This is a genomic window from Brevibacterium sp. R8603A2, from assembly GCF_023072605.1.
Lineage (GTDB): Bacteria > Actinomycetota > Actinomycetes > Actinomycetales > Brevibacteriaceae > Brevibacterium > Brevibacterium pityocampae.
In genome coordinates this window covers 1-22,367 of sequence record NZ_JALLGN010000013.1, presented here as the reverse complement: position 1 = coordinate 22,367, position 22,367 = coordinate 1, and the positions used below count along the sequence as shown (strand labels likewise).

The 22,367-nt window shown below is 67.3% G+C and carries 20 protein-coding genes and 4 pseudogenes; 18 read left to right on the top strand and 6 right to left on the bottom strand.

Annotated features, from left to right (window positions below):
* Window positions 1-12 precede the first annotated feature (12 nt).
* Window positions 13-276 carry an exodeoxyribonuclease VII small subunit gene (locus tag MTQ12_RS12510; RefSeq protein WP_247618867.1) on the bottom strand — a complete coding sequence of 88 codons (264 nt, stop codon included), beginning with the start codon at window positions 274-276 and terminating at the stop codon, window positions 13-15.
* The gene (xseA, locus tag MTQ12_RS12505) at window positions 273-1,601 is read right to left on the bottom strand and encodes an exodeoxyribonuclease VII large subunit (RefSeq protein WP_247618866.1); all 1,329 of its coding nucleotides are present in this window, start codon (window positions 1,599-1,601) and stop codon (window positions 273-275) included. Before xseA ends, MTQ12_RS12510 begins: the two co-directional genes overlap by 4 nt.
* A gap of 164 nt (window positions 1,602-1,765) precedes the next feature.
* Here xseA and MTQ12_RS12500 point away from each other — a divergent pair, with 164 nt between their 5' ends.
* A complete protein-coding gene (locus MTQ12_RS12500) occupies window positions 1,766-2,824 on the top strand; it encodes a 4-hydroxy-3-methylbut-2-enyl diphosphate reductase (RefSeq protein ID WP_247618911.1) in 1,059 nt (352 codons plus the stop codon).
* A 359-nt stretch (window positions 2,825-3,183) separates the two neighbouring features.
* Here MTQ12_RS12500 and MTQ12_RS12495 read toward each other — a convergent pair whose 3' ends face one another.
* The gene (locus MTQ12_RS12495) at window positions 3,184-4,368 is read right to left on the bottom strand and encodes a DNA recombination protein RmuC (RefSeq protein ID WP_247618865.1); all 1,185 of its coding nucleotides are present in this window, start codon (window positions 4,366-4,368) and stop codon (window positions 3,184-3,186) included.
* Window positions 4,369-4,450: 82 nt separating this feature from the next.
* On the opposite strand from MTQ12_RS12495, the gene MTQ12_RS12490 reads away from it, so the two are divergent.
* From MTQ12_RS12490 to MTQ12_RS15260, 9 genes and pseudogenes are all read left to right on the top strand, one after another.
* On the top strand, window positions 4,451-5,419 hold the full coding sequence (locus MTQ12_RS12490; RefSeq protein ID WP_247618864.1) for a threonine/serine dehydratase: 969 nt from the start codon (window positions 4,451-4,453) through the stop codon (window positions 5,417-5,419).
* Between the two features lie 24 nt (window positions 5,420-5,443).
* Window positions 5,444-5,691 (top strand): annotated as a pseudogene (locus tag MTQ12_RS12485) (LLM class flavin-dependent oxidoreductase); the annotation flags it as partial.
* A 46-nt stretch (window positions 5,692-5,737) separates the two neighbouring features.
* Window positions 5,738-7,174 carry a recombinase family protein gene (locus MTQ12_RS12480; RefSeq protein ID WP_247618863.1) on the top strand — a complete coding sequence of 479 codons (1,437 nt, stop codon included), beginning with the start codon at window positions 5,738-5,740 and terminating at the stop codon, window positions 7,172-7,174.
* Between the two features lie 181 nt (window positions 7,175-7,355).
* Window positions 7,356-7,568 (top strand): hypothetical protein, encoded by a 213-nt coding sequence (locus MTQ12_RS15270; protein ID WP_006215449.1) that lies wholly within the window; start codon window positions 7,356-7,358, stop codon window positions 7,566-7,568.
* Window positions 7,568-7,816, top strand: coding sequence for a hypothetical protein (locus tag MTQ12_RS12475; protein WP_006215448.1), 249 nt, complete (start codon window positions 7,568-7,570; stop codon window positions 7,814-7,816). The genes MTQ12_RS15270 and MTQ12_RS12475 overlap by 1 nt, the downstream gene beginning before the upstream one ends.
* Window positions 7,817-8,158: 342 nt before the next feature.
* Window positions 8,159-9,553: a Rep family protein gene (locus MTQ12_RS12470; protein ID WP_348983881.1), complete on the top strand. Its 1,395-nt coding sequence runs from the start codon at window positions 8,159-8,161 to the stop codon at window positions 9,551-9,553.
* On the top strand, window positions 9,550-10,140 hold the full coding sequence (locus MTQ12_RS12465; RefSeq protein WP_101589928.1) for a hypothetical protein: 591 nt from the start codon (window positions 9,550-9,552) through the stop codon (window positions 10,138-10,140). Before MTQ12_RS12470 ends, MTQ12_RS12465 begins: the two co-directional genes overlap by 4 nt.
* Window positions 10,137-10,658 (top strand): annotated as a pseudogene (locus tag MTQ12_RS15265) (relaxase/mobilization nuclease domain-containing protein); the annotation flags it as partial. The gene MTQ12_RS12465 and the pseudogene MTQ12_RS15265, both read left to right, overlap by 4 nt.
* Window positions 10,659-11,010: 352 nt before the next feature.
* Window positions 11,011-11,910, top strand: a complete 900-nt coding sequence (locus MTQ12_RS15260; protein WP_040004151.1) for a hypothetical protein — start codon at window positions 11,011-11,013, stop codon at window positions 11,908-11,910.
* A gap of 370 nt (window positions 11,911-12,280) precedes the next feature.
* On the opposite strand, the gene merA is transcribed toward MTQ12_RS15260, so the two are convergent.
* Entirely contained in the window at window positions 12,281-13,702 is a 1,422-nt protein-coding gene (gene merA, locus MTQ12_RS12450) for a mercury(II) reductase (RefSeq protein WP_006215442.1), read from the bottom strand.
* A 105-nt stretch (window positions 13,703-13,807) separates the two neighbouring features.
* Here merA and MTQ12_RS12445 point away from each other — a divergent pair, with 105 nt between their 5' ends.
* The 8 genes from MTQ12_RS12445 (at window position 13,808) to MTQ12_RS12410 (ending at window position 22,051) form a co-directional block, all read left to right on the top strand.
* The gene (locus tag MTQ12_RS12445; protein WP_006215441.1) at window positions 13,808-14,197 is read left to right on the top strand and encodes a heavy metal-responsive transcriptional regulator; all 390 of its coding nucleotides are present in this window, start codon (window positions 13,808-13,810) and stop codon (window positions 14,195-14,197) included.
* 38 nt (window positions 14,198-14,235) lie between these two features.
* Window positions 14,236-15,045, top strand: a complete 810-nt coding sequence (locus MTQ12_RS12440) for an LLM class flavin-dependent oxidoreductase (protein WP_247618859.1) — start codon at window positions 14,236-14,238, stop codon at window positions 15,043-15,045.
* Between the two features lie 341 nt (window positions 15,046-15,386).
* Window positions 15,387-16,490, top strand: a complete 1,104-nt coding sequence (gene ychF, locus MTQ12_RS12435) for a redox-regulated ATPase YchF (protein ID WP_247618858.1) — start codon at window positions 15,387-15,389, stop codon at window positions 16,488-16,490.
* The gene (locus MTQ12_RS12430; protein ID WP_247618857.1) at window positions 16,487-18,292 is read left to right on the top strand and encodes an ATP-binding protein; all 1,806 of its coding nucleotides are present in this window, start codon (window positions 16,487-16,489) and stop codon (window positions 18,290-18,292) included. Before ychF ends, MTQ12_RS12430 begins: the two co-directional genes overlap by 4 nt.
* The gene (locus MTQ12_RS12425; protein WP_247618856.1) at window positions 18,292-19,125 is read left to right on the top strand and encodes an HNH endonuclease signature motif containing protein; all 834 of its coding nucleotides are present in this window, start codon (window positions 18,292-18,294) and stop codon (window positions 19,123-19,125) included. Before MTQ12_RS12430 ends, MTQ12_RS12425 begins: the two co-directional genes overlap by 1 nt.
* Window positions 19,122-20,582, top strand: a complete 1,461-nt coding sequence (locus tag MTQ12_RS12420; protein WP_247618855.1) for an Eco57I restriction-modification methylase domain-containing protein — start codon at window positions 19,122-19,124, stop codon at window positions 20,580-20,582. Before MTQ12_RS12425 ends, MTQ12_RS12420 begins: the two co-directional genes overlap by 4 nt.
* Complete coding sequence (locus MTQ12_RS12415) at window positions 20,579-21,514, top strand: BsuBI/PstI family type II restriction endonuclease (protein WP_247618854.1); 936 nt, start codon at window positions 20,579-20,581, stop codon at window positions 21,512-21,514. Before MTQ12_RS12420 ends, MTQ12_RS12415 begins: the two co-directional genes overlap by 4 nt.
* A gap of 96 nt (window positions 21,515-21,610) precedes the next feature.
* Window positions 21,611-22,051 carry a recombinase family protein gene (locus MTQ12_RS12410; protein ID WP_247618853.1) on the top strand — a complete coding sequence of 147 codons (441 nt, stop codon included), beginning with the start codon at window positions 21,611-21,613 and terminating at the stop codon, window positions 22,049-22,051.
* Here MTQ12_RS12410 and MTQ12_RS12405 read toward each other — a convergent pair.
* Both MTQ12_RS12405 and MTQ12_RS12400 read right to left on the bottom strand, forming a co-directional pair.
* Window positions 21,982-22,134, bottom strand: a pseudogene (locus tag MTQ12_RS12405) (integrase core domain-containing protein); the annotation flags it as partial. The gene MTQ12_RS12410 and the pseudogene MTQ12_RS12405 sit on opposite strands and share 70 nt — an antisense overlap.
* Before the next feature lie 67 nt (window positions 22,135-22,201).
* A pseudogene (locus MTQ12_RS12400) lies at window positions 22,202-22,305 on the bottom strand (integrase core domain-containing protein); the annotation flags it as partial.
* Window positions 22,306-22,367: the final 62 nt, after the last annotated feature.

Sequence of the window (22,367 nt, the reverse complement as noted above, 5' to 3'; positions counted from 1 at the left end):
TCCTCGGAGTCCTCAGCCCTCGGTGTCGGCGCGCTTCGCCTTCGCGGTCTCGAGCTTCTCACGGGCGCCGTCGAGCCAGGCCTGGCAGCGGTCGGCGAGCGCCTCGCCGCGCTCCCACAGCCGCAGCGACTCCTCGAGCGGCAGGTTGCCGGCTTCGAGACGGGTGACGGCAGCGACGAGCTCGGCCCGCGCCTCCTCGTAGCTCAGGTCCGCGATGTCGGGCTCCGCGGAGCCCGCGCCCGCGGCGTCCGGGGTATTCGTCGTGGTCTCGCTCATGCGGGTTCTCCTCCTGTGCCGGAACGGGCTGCGGTGTGGTGATCGGGTTCGGGGTGGACCTCGGTGATCTGGGCCGCGAAGCCGCCCTCGGCCACCCGGACGCGCACGGCCTGCCCGGCGGCGAGCTCCGCCGAGGACCGTACGGCCGCACCGTCGGCGGTCTGCACGACGGCGTAGCCGCGGGCGAGCGTGTTGCGCGGGGACAGGGAGCGCACCTGTGTCCGCAGGTGCTCGATCTGGGCCGAGGCGTGGCGGACCGCCGCACTCCCGGACTGCCAGGCGCGGGCGCGCAGCGCCTCGACGTCCTGGGCCCGGGTGCCGATCATCGACTCTGGGTGGGCGAGCACCGGCCGGGAGCGGACCGCGGCGAGCGCCTCGGACTCGCGGCGCAGCAGCCGGTCGATCGCGCCGTCGAGCGCTGCCCGGGCCTGGAGGAGGTTCATCCGCTCCTCGTGGATGTCCGGCACGATCCGTTTCGCGGCGTCCGTCGGGGTGGAGGCGCGGAGGTCGGCGACCTCGTCGAGGATCGGCCGGTCGGCCTCGTGACCGATCGCCGACACCACCGGCGTGCGAGCCTCCGCGACCGCCCGGATGAGCGACTCGTTGGAGAAGGGGAGGAGATCCTCGAGGCTGCCGCCGCCGCGCGCGATGACGATGACGTCGACCTCCGGCAGGGCATCGAGCTCCGCGAGCGCCGCCCGCACCTGCGGGACGGCGTCCGGCCCCTGCACGGCGACGGTGCGGACCTCGAACGCGACGGCCGGCCAGCGCAGCGCGGCATTGCGCATGACGTCCTTCTCCGCATCCGAGTTGCGCCCGGTGATGAGCCCGATCCGGTTCGGCAGGAACGGCAGGCGCTGCTTGCGCTCGGGAGCGAACAGGCCCTCCGCGCCGAGCTGGCGGCGGAGCTTCTCGAGGCGTGCGAGCAGCTCCCCGAGGCCGACCGGCCTGATGTCGTTGGCGCGCATGGTGAGCCGGCCGGCCTTGAGCCAGAAGTCGGCCTTGACGTTGACGACCACCCGTGCGCCCTCCGACAGCGGGGCGTCGATCCGCTCGAGCACGGAGTTCCACACCTGCACCGGCAGGGACATCTCCTCGTCGACGTCGCGCAGTGTGAGATAGCTCGCCTTGCCGCGGCGGTTGAGCTCGATGACCTGTCCCTCGATCCAGACGGCGGACATCCGGTCGATGTAGGTCTTGATGTTGCGGCTGAGCAGGCTGAGCGGCCAGGGGTTGTCCGGGCTCGTCTCCGCGGCGGTCCGCGCCCGCTCGCGGGGCACGTCCGCGCCCAGCGTCCCCGGGGTGCCCGAGATCCTCTGCACCATCTCCCTGCCCTCTCGTTCGGTGTCTGCGCCGAGTCTAGTGCCCGGCACGGACACGGGCGCCCGCTCGCCCCGTCGCGCGCAGGACCCGCCCCGGCGTCGGCTCGGTGGAGGTGCTCAGGTTCCTTCCCTAGACTGGTCGGGTGACTTCTACCGTGACTGTTCCCGTGCCCGCCATGCCGCGCAAGCGGCTGGAGCCCTCCGAGATCCGGTCCCCCGAGGGAGTGGAGAAGAAGGTGCTGCTCGCCGCCCCGCGCGGCTACTGCGCCGGGGTGGACCGCGCCGTCATCGCCGTCGAGCGCGCGCTCGACCACTACGGCGCCCCGGTCTACGTCCGCAAGGAGATCGTCCACAACCGCCATGTCGTCGACACGCTGTCGGCCCGCGGGGCGATCTTCGTCGACGAGACCGACCAGGTGCCCGCCGGCGAGCGCGTCGTGTTCTCCGCCCACGGCGTGTCCCCGCAGGTCCACCGGGAGGCCGAGGCGCTCGGCCTGTCGACGATCGACGCGACCTGCCCGCTCGTCACCAAGGTCCACCGCGAGGCGGTCCGGTTCGCCCGCGACGGCTATTCGATCCTGCTCGTCGGCCATGCCGGCCACGAGGAGGTCGAGGGCACGATGGGCGAGGCGCCGGAGCACATCACCCTCGTGCAGAACCCCGCCGAGGCGCGCACCGTGACGGTGGAGAACCCGGAGAAGCTCGTGTGGATCTCGCAGACCACCCTGAGCGTCGACGAGACCATGGAGACGGTGAACATCCTGCGCGAGCGGTTCCCTTCCCTGCAGGACCCGCCGAGCGACGACATCTGCTACGCGACCCAGAACCGCCAGGTCGCGGTGAAGAAGGTCGCCCCCGACGCCGACCTCGTGCTCGTCGTGGGCTCGGCGAACTCCTCGAACTCGGTGCGCCTCGTCGAGGTCGCGCTCGAGCACGGGGCGAAGGCCGCCTACCGCGTCGACTTCGCCCGCGAGGTCGACGAGTCCTGGTTCCACGACGTCGCGACTGTCGGTGTGACGAGCGGGGCGAGCGTCCCGGAGACCCTGGTGCAGGACCTCCTGCGCCTGCTCTCCGACTACGGCTTCGACGCCGTCGAGGAGATCCGCACCGCGGAGGAGGACCTGATGTTCTCGCTCCCGCGCGAGCTCCGCAAGGATCTCAAGGCCGCCGGACAGGAGACCTCGAACAAGAGGAACGGCGCCGACCGGGACCACGAGCTGCGCTGAGTCCCGGCTCCTCCGACCGCGGATGAGAACGTTCTCATCCGCTTATCATCTGCGATTCATCGCCGGTTCATAGCGTGATCACGTCAAGGTCAGCCGCCGGAGCCCGTCTTTGCGCCGGATCCGGCCCCGGTGCGCAGGACGGAGCGGCCGGCTTCGCGATCTCCCCGAGCATCATGGCGGTGATCGGAGCCGTGGCCGTCGTGCTCGCTGGCCTCGCGGCCGGTGCGTTCGTTCTCATGCGGTGCCGGCGCCGGCGCACGCCCACGGGCCCAGATACCGGCACCGGCCCTGTCTGAGCGAACACCTCGGGGCCACCGCCCACTGAACGCTCGGGCACGCACCCGGAGCTCCGCCTGCGATCACGCGCTTCGCCGGGCATCACCTCCACCCCGGCTGGGACCGCCCTCGCGCAGCTCCGGGGGAGAGGCGAGTTCGGCGGCGCTGATCCCGCGGGTCTGCCCGTCGAGCTGATCGAATGCAGCGAGCTCGTCCTGCACGACCCCGGTGGCCGGGAACTTCCGGGCGGTGACGAGGAAGCGGGACTCGAAGGAGCCGATGAACCCGTTGTACTCCGCGACGGCCTTGTCGAGGCTCCCGCCCAGGCGGGCGAGCCGCTCGCCGAGCAGACCGGTGCGCTCGTAGAGCTCACGACCCAGCCGCATGACCTCCTTCGCCGAGGTGCTGATCTCGTGCTGGCGCCAGTTGAGCGCGACGGTCTTGAGGAGGACGAGCAGCGTCGACGGGGAGGCGAGCACGACGTTCTTCGCCAGCGCCCGGTCGATGAGCTGCGGGTAGGCCGCGGCTGCCTCGGAGAGCAGACCGTCGGTGGGGACGAAGCACACGACGAACTCCGGGGCGGTGTCGAACAGCGCCCAGTACTCCTTCGAGGCGAGCTGATCGACGTGGCGGAGCAGGGCCCGGGCATGATCGTCGCCCGCCCCCTGGGTCGGCGCCTCCTCCCCGGACCTCAGCCGGGCGGAGAGCGGCGTCTTCGCGTCGACGACGATCGTGCCGCCGCCGGGGATGTGCACGACGAGGTCCGGACAAGAGCCGCGCGTACCATCGCCGGCGAGGCTCACGCTCACCTGCGTATCGAAGTCGACGTGGGGGAGCATGCCGGAGTACTCGACGATGCGGCGCAGCTGCACCTCGCCCCAGGAGCCGCGGGCCGCCGTCGAATGGAGTGCGGTCGACAGCCGCCCGGTGGATTCCTGGAGCCGCTGGTTCTGCTCGGTGAGAGCGGCGATCTGCGTGCTCAGGCGGGTGATCTGCTCGATCCGCTCGCGGTCGTGCCGACCGACCTCCGTGTGGAGGCTCTTGACGCCGGCGGCGAGCGGACCGACGGCGGAGGTGAGCTCGGTGGCGAGCCGAGCGTCGGCCTCGAGCACGGCGGTGCGGTCGGTGAGGAGGCGCTGGGCGGTGCGCGCCTCGGCGAGCTGCCCGACGTAGCCGCTGCGGGTGCGTGCGGCACCGATGAGCCAGCCGAGCGCGGCACCGACGAGGAGGAAGAGAACTGCGGTGATGAGGAGCGCGGTGATGTCCATGTCGCAAGCGTTCCACGAGGCACGGACACAGGGCCGGATGGCAGGATGGAACCCGGGAGCACGATCGAGAGGGGACAGCACGATGAGCGGACTCGACCTCGCGGAGGTGACCGCGGCGCGCGCCCGGATCGGCGCCCACGTGCGGCCGCTCGCGGTGACGCGAGCGGACGACCACCGAGCTGCCGACGGCGCACCGTTCGAGCTCCACCTCGCCCTCGAGCACCTCCAGCACACCGGGTCGTTCAAGGCCCGCGGCGCGCAGAACTTCATCCAGGCGCACCTCGAATCCGGGACCCTGCCCGCGGCAGGAGTGACGATCGCCTCCGGCGGGAACGCCGGACTGGCCTGCGCCTGGGCGGCCCGGGAACAGGGAGTCCAGGCGACGGTGTTCCTCCCCGCCACCGCTCCTGCGGTGAAGGTCGAGCGCCTGCGCGGTTACGGTGCGGACGTCCGGCAGATCGGAGACGAATATGCCGAGGCGCAGGCCGCCTGCCAGGAGTTCGCCGCGCAGTCCGGCGCCCTGCAGTCCCACGCCTACGATCACCCGCTCATCGCGGCCGGCGCCGGCACGCTCATGGCGGAGCTGCACGAGCAGGTCCCCGATCTCGACACCGTCGTCGTCGCGGTCGGCGGAGGCGGGCTGTTCGCCGGGGTGGCGACCGCGGCGCGGCACCTCGGCGTCCGCACGGTGGCGGTCGAACCGGAGCACTGCCGCGCGCTGTCCGCTGCCCTCGCCGCAGGCCGGCCCGTCGATGTCGCCGTGGAGTCGGTAGCGGCGGATTCCCTGGGTGCGCGCCGCATCTCCGACACGGCGCTGCAGGCGGCGCGCTCCGGTGGCGCGGTGTCGGTGCTCGTGACCGACGAGGCGATCGTCGACGCCCGGCAGCACCTGTGGGACGAGTACCGCCTCGCCGTCGAACATGCGGCGGGCACAGCGCTCGCCGGCATCCTCAGGCCCGGCGGGTACCGGCCGGCAGCGGGGGAGAAGGTCGCCGTCGTGCTGTGCGGGGCGAACACCGATCCGAGCGATCTCATGAATCGGAATAGTTGAACTCGCAACCATGTTGGGACGGGCATGAAGGCTTTCGGATTCCTCAGCTTCGGCCACTACGGACACGGCCGCGGACCCGGTGACCCGATGCCGCGCAGATGCCCCGCGACGCCGTGGAGATCGCGGTCGAGGCGGACGGGATCGGTGTCAACGGAGCGTACTTCCGGGTCCACCACTTCGCCCGCCAGTCGGCGTCACCCATGCCACTGCTCGCGGCGATCGCGACCCGCACCTCGGGGATCGAGGTGGGCACCGGGGTCATCGACATGCGCTAGCACATGTCAGGGTTACAACACCCGTTCACGTAAGCTTGGTTGCATGGTTGAACTGGTATCGCTGAGGAAGACGAACGAGGTCGCCGCGTACGTCCGCGCTTCGATGGATCGCAAGGGCGACCGGTGGACGGTCGAGACCCAGTTGCGGAAGATCAGGGCGCTGGCCGAGGCGAAGGACTGGGAGGTCGTCGAGGTCTACGACGACAACGCGGTCTCGGCGACGAAGAAGCGCCGCGCTGGCACCCGGTGGGCCGAGATGCTGGATGACGCCCGGGCGGGTCGGTTCTCGATGGTCGTCGCGGTGGACATGGACCGGTTGCTGCGCAGCACGAAGGACTTGAACACGCTGATCGACCTCGGTCTGCGGGTCGTCACCGTGGACGGCGAGATCGACCTCTCGACGGCGGACGGAGAGTTCCGGGCGACGATGCTTGCCGCTCTCGCGCGGTTCGAGGCGCGTCGCAAGGCCGAGCGTCAGATCAGGTCGAACGAGCGCCGCCGCGCCGAGGGCATACCGGCGTCCACCTGGAAGGCGTTCGGCTGGACAAGGGAGGGCGAGCTGATCGAGGAGGAGGCCGACGCGATTCGGCGGGCCTTCGACGCGTTCCTCGGCGAGCCGTCGCTGTCGATCCGGCGCATCCGCGAGGACCTGAACAACGCCGGTCATCTGACCGCGCGCGGGGCGGAGTTCTCCGTCGATGCCGTGCGGTACCTGCTGGCGAACCCGCTCTACGCTGGCTACATCAAGCACTACGCCTCGGGCGAGCTGTACCCGGTGCAGGGCGCGGGGTTCCCGCCCATCGTCAGCGAACAGACATGGCGGGCTGCGGTGGCGAAGCTGGAGGACAACGTGCGGAGGTCGGCGAGGCAGGGCAACCAACCGAAGTACCTCCTGTCCACGATCGGGCTGTGCGGGAAGTGCGGCGCGACGCTCGTCTCGGGGACGAACAGCCGCAAGCAGCCGACGTATCGCTGCGGCGAGCAGTTCCACCTCACCCGCCAACGCGAGCCCGTCGATGCGATGGTCACCGAGGCAGTGCTCACCCGCCTGTCGTCGGTGGACGTGCACGACCTCGTGATGCCGCAGGAGGACGACGGGCCGGACCGCGAGGAGCTGCTGACCGAGCGGAACGCCCTGGTCGAGCGCGTAAAGGAGCTGAGCCCGCTGCTGCGCGACATCCATCAGCCGGTCCTGGAGATCACCGCGGCGATCAACGACGTGAAGGTCCGCATCGACGAGATCGACGCGGAGCTGCTCGACCGCTCGGTATCCGTGGCGGCGAAGCTGCTGGCAGACGTGGAGGAGGCGGTCGGCACCGCGGAGCGTCGCGAGGTTGTCGAGTCGAAGTGGAAGGCGTTGGACATAGACCGCCGCCGGATGCTCGTGGACGAGCTGGTGACTGTGACCATCGAGCCCATCGCGCCCGGTCACGTGAAGTTCGACCCCGACCTCATTCGCATAGAGCCGCGTCGCGACTGACTCATGAGTCAACTCGTCATTGCAATGGTGAGTCGACTCGTGGGAGAGTGGTTGCAGACAAGAAGATCCCACCGGGGCCGCGACTTAGAAGCGCGGGGTTCTGCTCCCGGATGAGTAGCCGGTCAAACAGCCCAACTACCGTGGCGGGGAACCGGAAGATACTCATATCTGAGGACTTCCGATGTCTGTCGTTATCGACGTTCCCCGCGCATCCGCGCTTGACTGCCCTGCTCTCGATCAGGACTCGTCTCCCGTTCCGCATGCTGATGGGCTCGATCCCGTCATCGCCGCCGCCCGCGCCGCCGGTCGCCGAGCCGGTGAGCGCCTGGCACTCACTCCGCTGACGCCGCGACAGCGCGCCGCCGTCGCCGCCGTGATGGGCGGTGGTCGCTGATGAGCGCGAACTCCGCCGCCTTCGATCACCTGACCAGCTTCCGCTGGCGACAGGGCGACCCGTCCCTCGCCGATGGCGAGGCCCAGCTCTACGACCTCGGCGTGCTCCGCTCCGTGCTGGAGGAGGCCGTCGAGATCGCCGTCGCCGACGCCCGCGCCGACGGGGTGACCTGGGCCAGGATCGGCGACGCCCTCGGCGTCACGCATCAGGCTGTCATCAAGCGCTACGGCCGGGGCGGTGGTCGCTGATGCACGCCGACGCACGCAACCTCAGCACCGCACCCGCCGACCTGACCCCGCCCGGAGGGCCTGGCCTGGCACCCGCCGAAGGCGGGCTGCCCATCGCCGTGATGACGGTCCGCAGCCGTGCTTCGCACTCCAAGAGTTTCGGAGAGTCCATTCGTTCCTACGGGCGCGGCAAGGGCTTGTCGATTGCCGCGCCTTGCAACAACATGCCTGGTCAGCGGCCTGTTCCGCCCTCGCTCCGTCGCGTGGTCCCGCGGGATCATATGGGGTCTCATTTGGGGGTCAATAGGGGGTCATTTAGGCGCCGCACTCCCTCTGAGGCCCTCCGCGCCGCCCGCGGCGGGGGTGGTCGCCGTGGCTAAGCAGGAGAACAACCCGACGAGCATCGGGCTCACGCAGTACCTCGATCCGTCGTACTGGGCCTGGGCTGCCGAGGACCCGAACGGGGCCGCGCTGCTCCAGCAGGGTGCCGAGGCGATCCTCGCCTACGTGGTGCAGCGGCTCGAGGCCACCGGCTGCCAGGTCGTCGAGGCCTACGGCATCGTGCACGACAAGGACGAGCGCGAGGTCTGGAGTGACACGGAGAAGGCCCTGGTGGTCGAACCGAAGCCCGAGCACCTGCACGCCGTGATCAAGTTCGCCAGCCGTGCGAAGAGTGCGCCGCTGGATCGGCTCGCGTTCGGCATCGGCGTCGAGCCCCAGTACGTCGAGAAGCCTGGCCGCGGGCGGTACGCCTTCGACAACATGCTGTCGTATCTGACGCACGTGAAGTACGCGGACAAGCACCAGTACGCGCCTTCGGAGGTCGCCACGGTGCGTGGGCCTGACTACCTCGGGATCGACGCCCAGCGCCGGGAGACGTGGCTGAAGGGCCGCGCCCACGTGAAGAAGAAGATCGTCGCCGAGAACTTCGAGGACATGCGGGAGCGCGTTCTCCAAGGTGAGATCACGCGGGATCAGATCATGCTCACGGACGAGCTGTTCGATATCTACTCGCGGCATCAGCGGGAGATCGACGACGCGCTGTCGGCCTACGGCCAGCGTCGCGCATACCGGGCGGCGGCGAAGCTGCGCGCCGGTGAGTTCTCGACGCACGTGGTGTTCGTCCATGGGGATGCCGGGATCGGCAAGACCCGGTTCGCCTCGGAGTTCGTCGCGACCGCGATCAATGCCGCGAACGTCCACGGCGAGCGGTGGCAGGTCTACCGCGCCGCGACCGGGAATCCGCTCGACGATTGGAGCGGCGAAGAGGTCATCCTGCTCGATGATCTGCGTGCCTCGGCGATGGATGCGAACGACTGGCTGCTGCTGCTCGATCCGTACAACGCCTCGCCTGCGAAGGCCCGCTACAAGAACAAGGGCGAGGTGGCCCCCCGCCTCATCGTCATCACGGCCACCATTGAGCCGGTCGAGTTCTTCTACTATGCCCGCCAGAAGGGCAACGTAGACGAGGCTCTGGACCAGTTCATCCGCCGCCTGGCCTCGGTCGTGAAGGTCTTCCGCGCCGATGACATCAACCGTTACCGCGTGCAGCACATCGGGAAGATCGAGCCCTACGAATGGAGGCAGCCGTACCGGGGCGTCTCATCGATGTACGTCGGCGCCAGGCGTGAACTGACCTATGGCCCCGATTGCGCAGTCGAGCACGACGCGGAGGGGGCTGTCGATGAGCTTTTGAGCGGGCTCGCGGTGCGCAGCTCCGATGTGCCGCTGGCATTGGTTGAGGGAGGTGCGGCATGAGCACCGAACTGGATGGGCATCACCAGGGGGTCGAGGGGGCCGGAGGCCCCTCGCAAGCTAGCCAAGGAGGACACAAGCGAAGCGCCGTGTCCGACGCGGCTACTGCTTGCCATCCGGCTGTACAGGTGGAGCAGCAGACCGACTCCCAGGTGAACACCGGTCGGGATGCTGCGGAGGCTGTGCGGCCGGATCACGGCGGCGCGAAGCGTCGTCGTGGCGGCGGCGGGCGGCTCGATACCCGCTTCGGCGAGGAGACGCTCGAGGCGATTCGCACTCGTGCGAATCGCCTCGGGCTGGCTCCGAGCACGTGGGTGCGGACCGTGGTGCGCGACGCTCTCCATGCGTCTCGGACCGAAGAGCTGGATGCCGCCGTGGCCGCACATCTGCTCGACGTGGAGAGCCGCGTGCAGGCATCGGCAGATGCTCGGGAGCTTGCCTCCCAGGTGCGCCCGCTGGCCATCAACATCAACGACCTGGACCGCCGCGCACGGGCCGGTGAGTCGGTGGCGCTGTCGGCGGACGTGCCCGAGCTGATCGAGCTGCTGCGCGAGATCCGCGCCCTGCTCGGAGATCGGACGGCCTCATGAGCACCACCCACTACAGCCCGAGTGCCAGCGCTGCGGACACCGAGAGCTACATCCGGGGCAAGGAGGACGAGCGCGGGGTCGCGATCACGTGCGATGTGCCAGGCGGTCCTGGCGCGTTCTCGGCGCGTGCCCAGGCGCTGACGCAGAACACGAAGCGCGAAGTCGAGGCGCTGCACTACAGGCAGTCGTTCAGCGACGACGAGTTCGACCCAAAGAATCCTGAGGACGTGCAGCGGGTGAACGATCTGGGTTACCAGCTCGCGAAGAAGATGCACCCCAACGCGGACTGCCTCGTGGTGAGCCATGTGGACGGACGCGGGAAGAAGCCGCACAACCACATCTTGGTCATCAACCACAGCAATCGGACGGGGAAGGCGCTCTCGGACTATCGCACGTTCCACGACCGCAAGGCCGGGAACCAGCGGGGCGTTCAGTCAGCGAACGACGAGCTCATGCGCGAGCACGGTCTCTCGGTCGTGAAGCGTCTGGAGCACGCGCCGAAGGACTGGGAGCTGCGCCGCGAGGACTTCGCCGAGGGCGGGCTCGACCGCGAGATGGGCGACCGGATGAGCGCCGCCCTGGCTGATCCCCGTGCGGTGGACAAGGCCGGTCTCGAAGCGGTGATCGAGGAGCAGAACCAGCAGCTCGGCGATGACGGGGAGCGGGTGCCGCGGATGCGGTTGCACAGCCCCGTCAGCAAGAAGGGCAAGCGCGCCGGGCAGGAGACCTGGACGCTCTACATCGAGGACCGCCGCGGCGAGTCCGGACGCGCCGAGCGCCGCAAGCGCGCGAGCGCACTCTCGGCGGACTTCACCCCGGAGGGCGCGCAGGCGTTCTTCGACTATCACCAGCAGCAGGAGGAGCAGGAACATGAGCGCAGCGCTCGACAGGCTGAAGCAGCAGAACGGGCCCGTGCAGTCGCCGCAGCCGCTCGGCAGTCCGGAGACGATGGAGCTGTTGACCTCGATCCTCGCCGCCGTCGAGGCGCAGAATACGAGGATTGCCACGCTGACCGAGCAGCAGAAGAAGCTCGCGGGGTTCGTGAAGGTCATGGACGAGGAGACGACGAGGCGGCTGGAGCGGATCACGACCCCGGCGTCGACCTCCTCGCCCTCCAGCGACGTGTCCGCGAGGATCGCGAGTATCGAGAGCAGGCAGAACGAGATCGCGAGCACGCTCGGCGAGTTCGCGCAGAGTCTCAACGGCGAGAGCTTGAACGCCGCGTCGCGAACCTTGGTCGCGGAGGCGCAGAAGAATCGCGCGGCTACGGCCTCGGCGATTGAGGGTCTGAAGGTGCAGGCCACAACGAACCAGAAGCTTGTGAGCCAGGTCGGCGGCGCGGTGCAGCGGATCGAGAAGCGTACTGAGGAGCGGGTCGAGAAGGCCGTCGAGCAGGTCGCCGGGGAGGCCTCGGCCACGATGACCGCGAACCTCGACGCCTCGAACGAGCGCGCCGAGCGGATGATGGCGGCGACGGCGAAGCTCGAAGCGCGTCAGCTCTGGTCGGCCGCCGCTGCGATGTGCCTCGCCCTGCTGCCGGTGGTCGTGGTCGTCGCCGGGCTCTGGATGGGCATCGCCGGTCTCATCACGGGCGCTCAGTGGGCGCTCGACGTGGACGGGCGCATCTGGCTCGGCATCGGGCGCTGGCTCGTGGTCTCCGTGGGTCTCGCCGGGGCCGGCTACGGGCTCTTCGCGTCCGTCCGCTCGGCCGCCGGTCTCGTGGAGACGTGGAAGGGTCGCGGGGTGCCGAAGTGGCCGAGGTGGCGATGATGGCTGGATCCGCTCGAGCTACCGGTTCCGATCAGCGGTCGAAGGATTTTCGCAGCAGCCGGTCCTGCGGCCTCGGTGCCGCCGCCCTAACCTGACGAGCATCCCCGCCGTGACGGCCATCACGACGGCGATCCCGGCACCGATGATCCAGGGGTTACCGAGGAGCCCACCGACGCCCGCGAGTGCTCCGCCCGCCGCGATGAGCGGCAGGCCGCAACAGAGCAGCAACGGAAGCGCGCAGCATGCCAGCAAGAGCAGTCCGGTCCCTGCAGCGACGACGGGACCGGCGCGCCGTTCGTCGCGGTCCTGATCGGCGCTCGTCGTCTGCACCTCTTCAGGATGAGATCTCCCCGATTGCCTGCGCTGCCGGTCATGCGCAGCACGACAGCAGCGACGGGTCGGTGGTGAAGGCCTTCGCGGCGATCCGGATGCCCTCGGCCATCGTCAGGTAGGGAGCCCAGGCGTCGGCGATCTCGGCGACGGTCTTGCCGAGCACGTGGACACCGGCGGCGGCGAGCTCTCCGGCGTCCTTGGCGACGGCGGTCAGGCCGAGGATCTCGTTCGTGTCGGCGTTCACGACGATCTTGATGAACCCGCGGGTGTCGCGGTTGACCAGCGCGCGGGGCACGTGGTGCAGCGGCAGGACGCGGCAATCGCAGCGGATCCCCGCAGCAAGCACTTCCTTCTCGGTCATCCCGACCGCTCCGATCGCGGGCCCGGTGAACGTCACCCGCGGCAGGCGGGAATAGTCGACGGCACGATCGGCGTCGGCGAACGCGTTCTCGGCGACGAGGGTGCCGTGGTGGGCGGCGACGTAGACGAACTCGGGGTGCCCGGTCACGTCGCCCGCGGCCCAGATCCGCGGGTTCGAGGACCGCAGCCGGTCGGAGACGACCACCTCGCCGGAGTCCCCGGTCTTCACCCCGACCGCATCGAGGTTCAGGCCATCGGTGACGGGACGGCGTCCGAGGGCGACGAGCACCTGCTCGGCGCGGAACTCCTGCGAGTCGCCGGACACGTCGGCGGTCACGACGGCCTCGCCTCCCGTGCCGCGGGAGACCCGGGTGGGCACCACGCGGCGGACGACGCGGATGCCTTCGTCGGCGAACGCCTCCTGAAGCGCCTTGGACACCTCCGGCTCCTCCTTCGAGGCGAGCCGGGACCGCACCAGCAGCGTGACCTGCGAGCCGAGGCGAGCGAACAGCTGCGCCTGCTCCAGGGCGACGTAGCCGCCGCCGAGCACCAGCAACGACTCAGGAACCTCAGCGAGTTCCATTGCCGTGGTCGAGGTCAGGTAACCGGTCTCCTCCAGGCCGTCGATCGGCGGAGCCCACGGGCGAGAACCAGTCGCGACCAGGAAGTGGTCGGCCTCGATGGTCTCGACCGTCCCGTCGCCGGCGATGATCTCCAGTACCGGGGCGTCTGGGCCGCCGGCGAACGATGCATCGCCGCGGCGGACCTGCCAGCCGTAGGAGTCGGCGACGTCGGCGTACTTCTCGCCGCGCAGCGACTCGACCAGCGCCTGCTTCCCGGCGATCAGCGCAGGCATGTCCACTGTCTCAGCCGTCGCCGCGATCCCCGGGAACCGGCCTGAAGCGTCGGCGGCGACGTGACGGGTGTCGGCAGCGGCGATGAGGGCCTTCGACGGCACGCAGCCGGTGTTCACGCAGGTGCCGCCGAGCGTCCCGCGCTCGATCATCACCACCGACTTGCCGAGCGTGGTCGCACGGATGGCGGCGGCGAATGCTCCGCCTCCGGATCCGATGATGGCGAGGTCGTACTTGGTAGGCATCGCTGCTCCTGTCAGTCCTTGGCTTTCTGCTCTGTCTCAGCCATACTGGACCTTCCAGTGCAGGGGAAGGTCAAGCCTGCTCCTGCCGAACGATCGGAGGCCGCGATGCGCATCGGAGAACTCGCCGAACGCGCGGGCACCACGGCGAAGACGCTCCGCTTCTACGAGGGGCAGGGGCTGCTTCCGCCGGCCGAGCGCACGCAGTCCGGCTATCGCGACTACGCACCCGAGACGGTCGCCCGGATCGACTTCGTCCACCGCGGCCAGGCCGCGGGCCTCACCCTCGCCCAGATCCGCCAGATCCTCGACATCCGCGACGGCGGCCATGCGCCCTGCGAGCACGTGCGCGACCTGCTTGACGTGCGCCTCGCTGAGATCGAGCAGCAGATCGCGCAGCTCTCCGTGCTGCGCGACACTATCGCGGACCTCAGACAGGACGCCGCGCACCCGGACCCTGAAACGTGCAGCACCGATCAAGTGTGTAGGTACTTGTAGACGACGGTAGCCAATGACTCCAACGCTACAACCCCGATATGCGCTACGAGAACCCGCTGTACCTCGCCGAGGAGGCGGCCGCCCTCGACCTGCTGTCCGGCGGCCGGGTGGCCCTCGGCGTGAGCCGCGGATCACCGGAGCCCGCGCTGCGCGGCTGGGAGGCGTTCGGCTACACCGGGTCGACCGACCCGCGCGCGGCGGACCTCGCGCGGGAGAAGTTCGATCTGTTCATGCGTGCGGTGCGCGGCGAGGGGATCGCGAAGGCGGACCCCGAGCAGTTCGGCCGCACCGGGAGGCTCCGCGTCGAACCCCATTCCCCGGGTTTGGCGAGCCGGATCTGGTGGGGTGCGGGATCGCGGGAGACCGCCGCATGGGCCGGCGCCCAGGGCGTCAACCTCATGAGCTCGACCCTGCTCACCGAGGCGACCGGGGATGCGTTCGCCGATCTCCAGGCCGAGCAGATCGCACTGTTCCGCGAGGCGTGGCGGGACGCCGGCCACACCGGGGCGCCGCGGGTGTCGGTGAGCCGGAGCATCTTCCCCGTCGTCAACGAGAACGACCGGCTGCACTTCGGCCTGCGCGGCCAGGGGGCGGCGGACCAGATCGGCGTCATCGACGGCTTCCGCTCGACCTTCGGCAAGACCTACGCCGCCGAGCCGGACGTCCTCATCGAGCAGCTGCGGGCCGATGCCGCGGTGCAGGCGGCCGACACGGTGATGCTCACGATCCCCAGCCAGCTCGGGGTCGACTTCAACCTCCACATCCTCGAGGCGTTCGCCGAGCACGTGGCCCCGGCGCTCGGCTGGGAGCCGAACACGCAGGGCCCGGTGCAGGGTGACCCGGTCTGAGCATTCGGGTCACTCCCACCGGGACGCGTGCGACAGCTCGGCCATGACCAGCTCTGCCATGATGGGCGTCGCAGTTCCCATGCCCGTGGCTCACGTCATGGTCCAGACATGGATGAGAACGACACGATCATCGACACCGCTGTGGATTCGGGAACGGGCCGACGGGGTGGACGAGGACGGTTCCGAGATCGAGGCCGAACCGCCTGCACAGATGCCACCGCGCCGAGGGGTTGTTCCCGGATCCGTGGCGGTCTGCGGCAATCGGCCCGTCGGCAGGTGACCGGCACCGCGGACGGACCGGAGGTGAGACGTCACCGCGACGACGGCTAGACTGGGTGACCGTGGCTCTTACTATCGGAATCGTCGGATTGCCCAACGTCGGCAAGTCCACCATGTTCAATGCCCTGACTAAGAACCAGGTGCTCGCGGCGAACTACCCGTTCGCGACCATCGAGCCGAACATCGGCGTGGTCGAACTGCCGGATCCCCGGTTGAACCGGCTCGCCGAGATCTTCGGCTCGGCGAAGATCCTGCCGGCGACGGTGAGCTTCGTCGACATCGCCGGGATCGTGCGCGGCGCCTCGGAGGGGGAGGGGCTGGGCAACCAGTTCCTCGCCAACATCCGCGAGGCCGACGCGATCTGCCAGGTGATCCGCGGGTTCTCCGACTCCGACGTGGTGCACGTCGACGGCAAGGTCAGCCCGGCCGACGACATCGACACGATCAACACCGAGCTCATCCTCGCCGACCTCCAGACGATCGAGAAGGCCACGCCGCGCATCGAGAAGGAGGTCAAGCAGAAGAAGACCGCGCCCGAGGTGCTCGCCGCGATGCAGGCCGCGCAGGCGATCCTCGAGGAGGGGCGGACGCTGTACCAGGCGATGCACACGGAGAAGTTCGACGTCGCTCCGCTGCGCGAGCTCCAGCTCATGACGACCAAGCCGTTCCTCTACGTGTTCAACGTCGACGACGACGTGCTCGCCGACGAGGCCAAGAAGGACGAGTTGCGCGCACTCGTGGCGCCGGTCGAGGCGATCTTCCTCGATGCGAAGTTCGAGTCCGAGCTCGCCGAGCTCGACGACGACGAGGCGGCGGAGATGCTCGAGATGAGCGAGCAGGACGAGGCGGGCCTCGACCAGCTGGCGCGCGTGGGCTTCTCCACTCTCGGGCTGCAGACGTACCTCACCGCCGGGCCCAAGGAATCCCGCGCGTGGACGATCCCGCAGGGGGCGACCGCGCCCGAGGCGGCCGGCGTCATCCACACCGACTTCCAGAAGGGCTTCATCAAGGCCGAGATCGTGTCCTTCGCCGACCTCGATCAGCACGGCTCGATGGCCGATGCCCGCGCCGCCGGCCGCGTGCGCATGGAGGGCAAGGACTACGTCATGGTCGATGGGGACGTGGTCGAATTTAGGACGGGGCTTACGTCAGGAGGCAAGAAGTGACAGAACACCCAGTAGACGAGTTCGACTCCGACCAGGAATACAACGCGTCCTCAGAAGCGGTAGACCACGAGCCGTTTCGGATCGACGCAGTGCGGATCCAAAACTTTAAGAAGCTCGAGGATGCAAGGATCGAACTCGGCCCAATTACCTACCTGGTGGGCGGTAACAATTCAGGTAAGAGCAGCGTGCTTCAGGCTATCCACACTGCAGTGAGTTGCGCACAAGCCTCTGTGGACTTGGGGCAGCGAGTCGTGGCAGAAACGAGCCTTCGATATTCACCCGTGGCCGACTTCACTCTCCTCGGCCATGGCGGGCCATACGAGAATCGAGCAAACGGTCAGCGTGGCATCGTCGATTTCGAGGGTGTCGCCGCTGGCAGTGGCGATCAAGCCGATTATCGAATTGAGATGTACAAGGCTCGTAACCACGGAAACGTTGGCGTCGACCGCTCGGGGGTCGCTCCGGGGTTCGGCCAACTGATTAGTGATCCACAGAAGCTATTCAGCGTATACGTCCCCGGGCTCGCAGGCGTTCCACACCGCGAGGAAATGAGCGGCTACGCGGCAGTGTTCCGTAAAGCAGCCAGTGGAGATGCGAATCTCGTGTTCCGCAACATTATCCGCCTAATTGATGAACGCGATCGTCTGAGCAAACTGGAAGAGCTGGTTGGTGAGGTCCTGAACTCGACGGTGAGTTTTGATGTCCAATTCGATGCCGAACGTGACCTGTACGTGAACGTTCGCATGGCAACCGGTGAGGACCCGTCCGGGTGGGACTATCTCCCCGTCGACCTTTGGGGAACTGGAATCCTGCAAGTCACTCAGATATTCGCATACGTGCTTTTATTCTCACCGAAGTTGCTGCTCGTGGATGAGCCGGACAGCCATCTCCACCCATCGCGGCAGCAGAGCCTGGGCGCTGCCCTAGAGAAGGTATCCGAAGAATTTGACTGTAAGGTTGTTGTCTCGACCCACAGCCGACACCTCCTGACGGGTGCATCTCCGACCGTTCGTGTGATCTGGATGAAAGATGGCGTGGTCGAATCTTCGGATCAACGAGAGCTGACCGCGCTCCTTCTTGACCTTGGGGCTCTTGATCAGCTGGACAACTCCACGAGTTGCGTCATCTATACTGAGGATTCTAATCCCGGATTGCTCCAGTTGGCACTCGATTCGCTGGAAATCGACCACAATGCGGTAAGAATTGCGACATTCAATGGCATTAACAACTCGTTCGCGGCGCAGGCGTTTCACGATATGGCGCAGATGCTGAACTCGGCCCCGCGCGTCATCATCCATCGTGACCGCGATTTTTTGACGAGCGAAGAACTGGTCGAATGGGCTCGGCCGTTCGAGGAGAAGGGTATCGCGGTCTTCTGCCCGGAGTTATGTGACGTGGAGGCGTACTACGCTTCCGCTTCACACATCGCCAAGGTGGCGCAACTGCCTCTCGCTGAAGCAGTCGATATTCGCAGTGCTGTAATTGAGTCTCACGACGCAGACCTGCGAAAAAAGCATCGTGAGAAACGCCGCTTCGCCAACCGAACATATCTCGATGGCGGTGCGCCCCGCACGGAGGATCTCTGGCCGGAAGGCAGACCCCCAAGCGACGATGCCATCTACGGCAAGGGCCTCCTTAGTTGGGTCACGCATGAACTCCGCAAACGCCACCTGCTTGACCAATCTTCATCGCTCACCTCCTCATCAAGCGATGCGCTAGCTGCTGAATTGAGCGTAATCATCGCGTACGAGGGAGACGAGGTCGAGTTCCGGACAGGTCTTACGTCTGGCGGTAAGAAGTGATGGCACCTGAGTCGCAGAGAGTCAACTTCACGTCAGCTGTCCGTACTCACGTCGCTAAGAGTGCCCACTACATCTGTTCGAACCCCGAGTGCCTGCGCCTCACCGGTTTTAGCACCGGCGACGGTCGCCCACGCTCGATCGCAGAGGCGGCGCACATCTTGCCTGCCTCGCCCAGCGGTCCGCGACGGGACGATGTTGTCAAGTTGCCGGATGGCTCGAAGCTCAAGAGAGGCGATGCGGGCAATGCCGTGTGGCTCTGCAAGCACTGTCACACGCGTGTGGACACTGATCCGGAGATGCACCCGCCTGCCACCCTGCTTGACTGGAAGCGCACCCACGAGGAGCGCATCCGGGGATTGGTCGGCCTAGACCTCGAACAGAGCTTGTTGCGCTTGGGAGAAGAGCGCCGAGGCCGCGACTTGGCCCGGCAACTCCTGGCCTGGCTCGACGGGCATCGCTTTATGTACTTTGAGGACTCCCGTGAGTTCCCAGGCGACGTCTTCCTGGCTGTGCAAGCACTTAGGTCCAAGCTGTGGGAGCTTAACGCCCAGGTTACGGACGAGGGGTCTGACCTAGGTCAAGCTCTGTCGGAGGTGGGGGCGGCAGTCGATCGGTTCCTCGATGCGTTGAACAGCATTCGAATCGATCAGATCCGGGTGAAAAGTGGGGACCCCGAGTTCGAGATATTCTCCCGTTCGCTGGGAACCTTGCGAGAGCAGATCTTGCTGGCTGTGGCGCCGCTCGCCGATAGTGAGCAGTTCTCCTTCAAGCACATACGCCCTTGCCTCCGCGGGAATCCCGCAGCGATGAGCGGACCTGGCGGTACGAAGTGACTCGCGGTCTGCTCGACCGGGCTGAGGACCGCCGTCGCGCGTCCTTGGCCAGCCTTGCGCCGCAAGAGCAAGCCGCTCGGGGGCAGTACTTCACTCCCCATCTCGCAGCCCGCATTATCGCTGGACTTCCTCGTATCCCCGAGGCCGACGCCATCTGCGTCCTCGACCCCGGGGCTGGCGTCGGTACCCTGTCGGCTGCCCTGGTCGACAGGCTACGCACCGAGCGCCCGGGTGTTCCCGTTCACGTCGTGGCTGTAGAGGACGATCCGGTCCTGCACGGCGCGCTCAGGGAGGCACTGGCCGACCTGGAGAGGATCGAGGGGGTCACTACGGAGCTGATCGCAGACGACTTCGTTCTGTGGGCGCTGTCGACTGATCGGCGGTTCGACCTGGTCATCCAGAACCCGCCCTATGCCAAGCTGCGCTCCGGCAGCGAAACCCAGAATGCCCTCCGCGGCGCTGGGGTCCTGGTACCGAACATCTACGCGGCTTTCCTTGCGCTCGGGCTCCGGCTGCTCGTCAAGGGCGGTCAGCAGGTCGCGATCACCCCCCGCTCATGGATGAACGGCACGTACTACGAGATCTTCCGGCACGAGTTCGTGCGCGCCGCTGGGATCGATGCAATCCACACCTTCGAGAGTCGATCCAAGGTCTTCGCTGACACTGATGTCCTCCAGGAGTCGATCATCGTGTCGGCTACGCGAGGTGCCGTCCCCGAGCAGGTCACCGTCTTCACCTCGCAAGATCACATCACCGAGCCGACTTCGCGCACCGTGCCATACGCCGATGTCGTCACGGCCGACTTCATCCATGTCCCCGCCACCGACGCGGACGCCGCCGCCGTCGCTTGGATGATGACCCACGCCAAACACACCCTGGCAGACCTGGGTCTCACGGTCTCCACTGGTCGTGTAGTCGACTTCCGGTCGCGCGACTTGTTGTCCCGCGACCGGGTCGACGGGGGTGTCCCGATGGTGAGCGCTACCCACGTGCGCGGTGGCACCACCCGACATCCCGTGCAGGCCAAGAAGCCGGAGTGGTTCTGTGCGTCGCCCGAGGCTGCCGCCAAGCTATTGGTTCCCGGTGGCGACTACGTCCTTATCAAGCGATTCTCGGCCAAGGAGGAACGTCGCCGCGTTGTGGCCGGTGTCTGGTCATCGGCTACCCCCGTCGCCTTCGACAACAAGCTGAACTACGTCCACGAGGCAGGGCACGGTCTCGACCCTGAGGTCGCGGCCGGTCTTGCCATATTCCTCAACTCCGGCCAGCTTGACCGGTACTTCCGCGTCTTCTCTGGGCACACGCAGGTGAATGCCACCGATCTTCGGCAGATGCGGTTCCCCTCGCTCGATCAACTACGCCAGCTCGCCAACACGTCTGGCCAAGAGCAAGAACGGATCGATACCGCCGTCGAACGAGTGCTCGCTACGACCGAACCCATGAAGGATGCCTCATGACGATGCTCGAAGATGCCAAGAGGATCCTGGCGGCGTTCGGGTTCGGTAAGGCCCGCTCAAACGATCGCAGTGCACGAACCCTTCTTGCTCTAACACAGCTCAAGGAGGGTGATACCTGGGCGCAGGCCACCAACGAGATGCTCGGGGTGCGAGCGATCCTTGACTGGATTCGCCTCCAGCTCGCCCACCCCATCGCAGAGAACACCCGGGAGACCTACCGTCGCCAGACCCTGCACCAGTTTCGCGACGCTGGCTTCGTCGTCTACAACGATGACGACCCGGGTCGGCCGCCGAACTCCCGTCTCAACAACTATCGGCTGAACCCCGAAGCCCTCGCGGTGATCCAGCAGTACGGAACGCCTGCCTTCGAGGACGCCGTCGAGCAGTACCTCGTCCAGGCACCCGGTCTGCTGTCCATCTACCAGGCCGCTCGGAATTTGACTCGTATCCCCGTGACTCTACCGGGCGGTCAGGAGCTCACACTCGGTGGTGGTGGCCAGAACGTCCTCATCAAGGCCATGATCGACGACTTCTGCGGCTATTTCGTCCCTGGCGGCGAAGTGCTCTACATCGGCGACGCCGAAGAGAAGCTCATACACTTCGACGCCGATCGCCTGGCTGACCTTGGTGTCATCGTCGACACCCACGGCAAGCTGCCCGATCTTGTCGTCTACCAGCCGGACAGGAACTGGTTGTTCCTCATGGAGGCGGCGTCCACTCACGGCCCAGTCGACGCCAAGCGCCACGGCGAACTCCAGACCCTCTTTGCGGGCTCGTCCGCTGGTCTGGTCTACGTCTCGTGCTTTCCCGACCGGCCCACCATGCGCGGGTTTCTGGCTGACCTCGCCTGGGAGACCGAAGCGTGGTGCGCGTCAGATCCCACGCACATGATCCACCTCAATGGTGAGAAGTTCCTTGGTCCCTACTCCTGACCGGCGTGCATAAGCGCTAATGCGCGTCCGGTCTCGTGTGAGGCCGCCGTGAAAAGGGTTCAGGACAGAAGTAACGTCTGCGCGTAGTCTGAGGGCATGCCCACGACCGGCCATGCCCCGACGCCACCACGCAAGTGCGCCGTCTACCTGCGGATCTCCCAGGATCGCGAGATGGACGGGCTAGCGATCGAGCGGCAGCGCGAGCAGTGCGAGGCGCTCGCGAACTACCGCCAGTGGGAGGTCGTCGAGACGTACGTCGACCAGTCGAAGAGCGCAACCGATCGGACCAAGTCGAGGCCCGACTACGACCGCATGGTTGCCGACTACCGCGCGGGCAGGTTCACCGCGATCATCTGCTACGACCTCGACCGGCTCACCCGCCAGCCCCGTCAGCTTGAGGACTGGATCGACGCTGCGGAGCTCTGTCAAATCCCGGGTTTAGTTGAGGCTGAACGGTTGTTCTGTATTCAGGCTGCGTTGCCGATGGTCTGGTTCTCGGCGAAATGTGTGGCCTCGATCTCGGCAGGGGTCTGGTAGTCGAGCATGGAATGGAGCCGTTCGGTGTTGAACCAGTGGACCCAGTCCGCGGTCGCGGCCTCGACGTCCTCCCGGCCGGCCCAGGGCCCGTCGAGGTGGATCAACTCTGAACCGCCCCGGGTTCTCTGCCGCTACTTTGCGGGTTCGGGCTCTCGGTTGAGGGCCTCGTAGTGGAGCGTCTCGAACTCGATCGGGGTGAGCATCCCGAGGGAGCCGTGGAGGCGCCGATTGTTGTACCAGTCGACCCAGCCGGCCGTCGCGTACTCGACGTCCGAGAGCGTCCTGAAGGGCCCAGGATGGAAGACGGTGGTGCGGA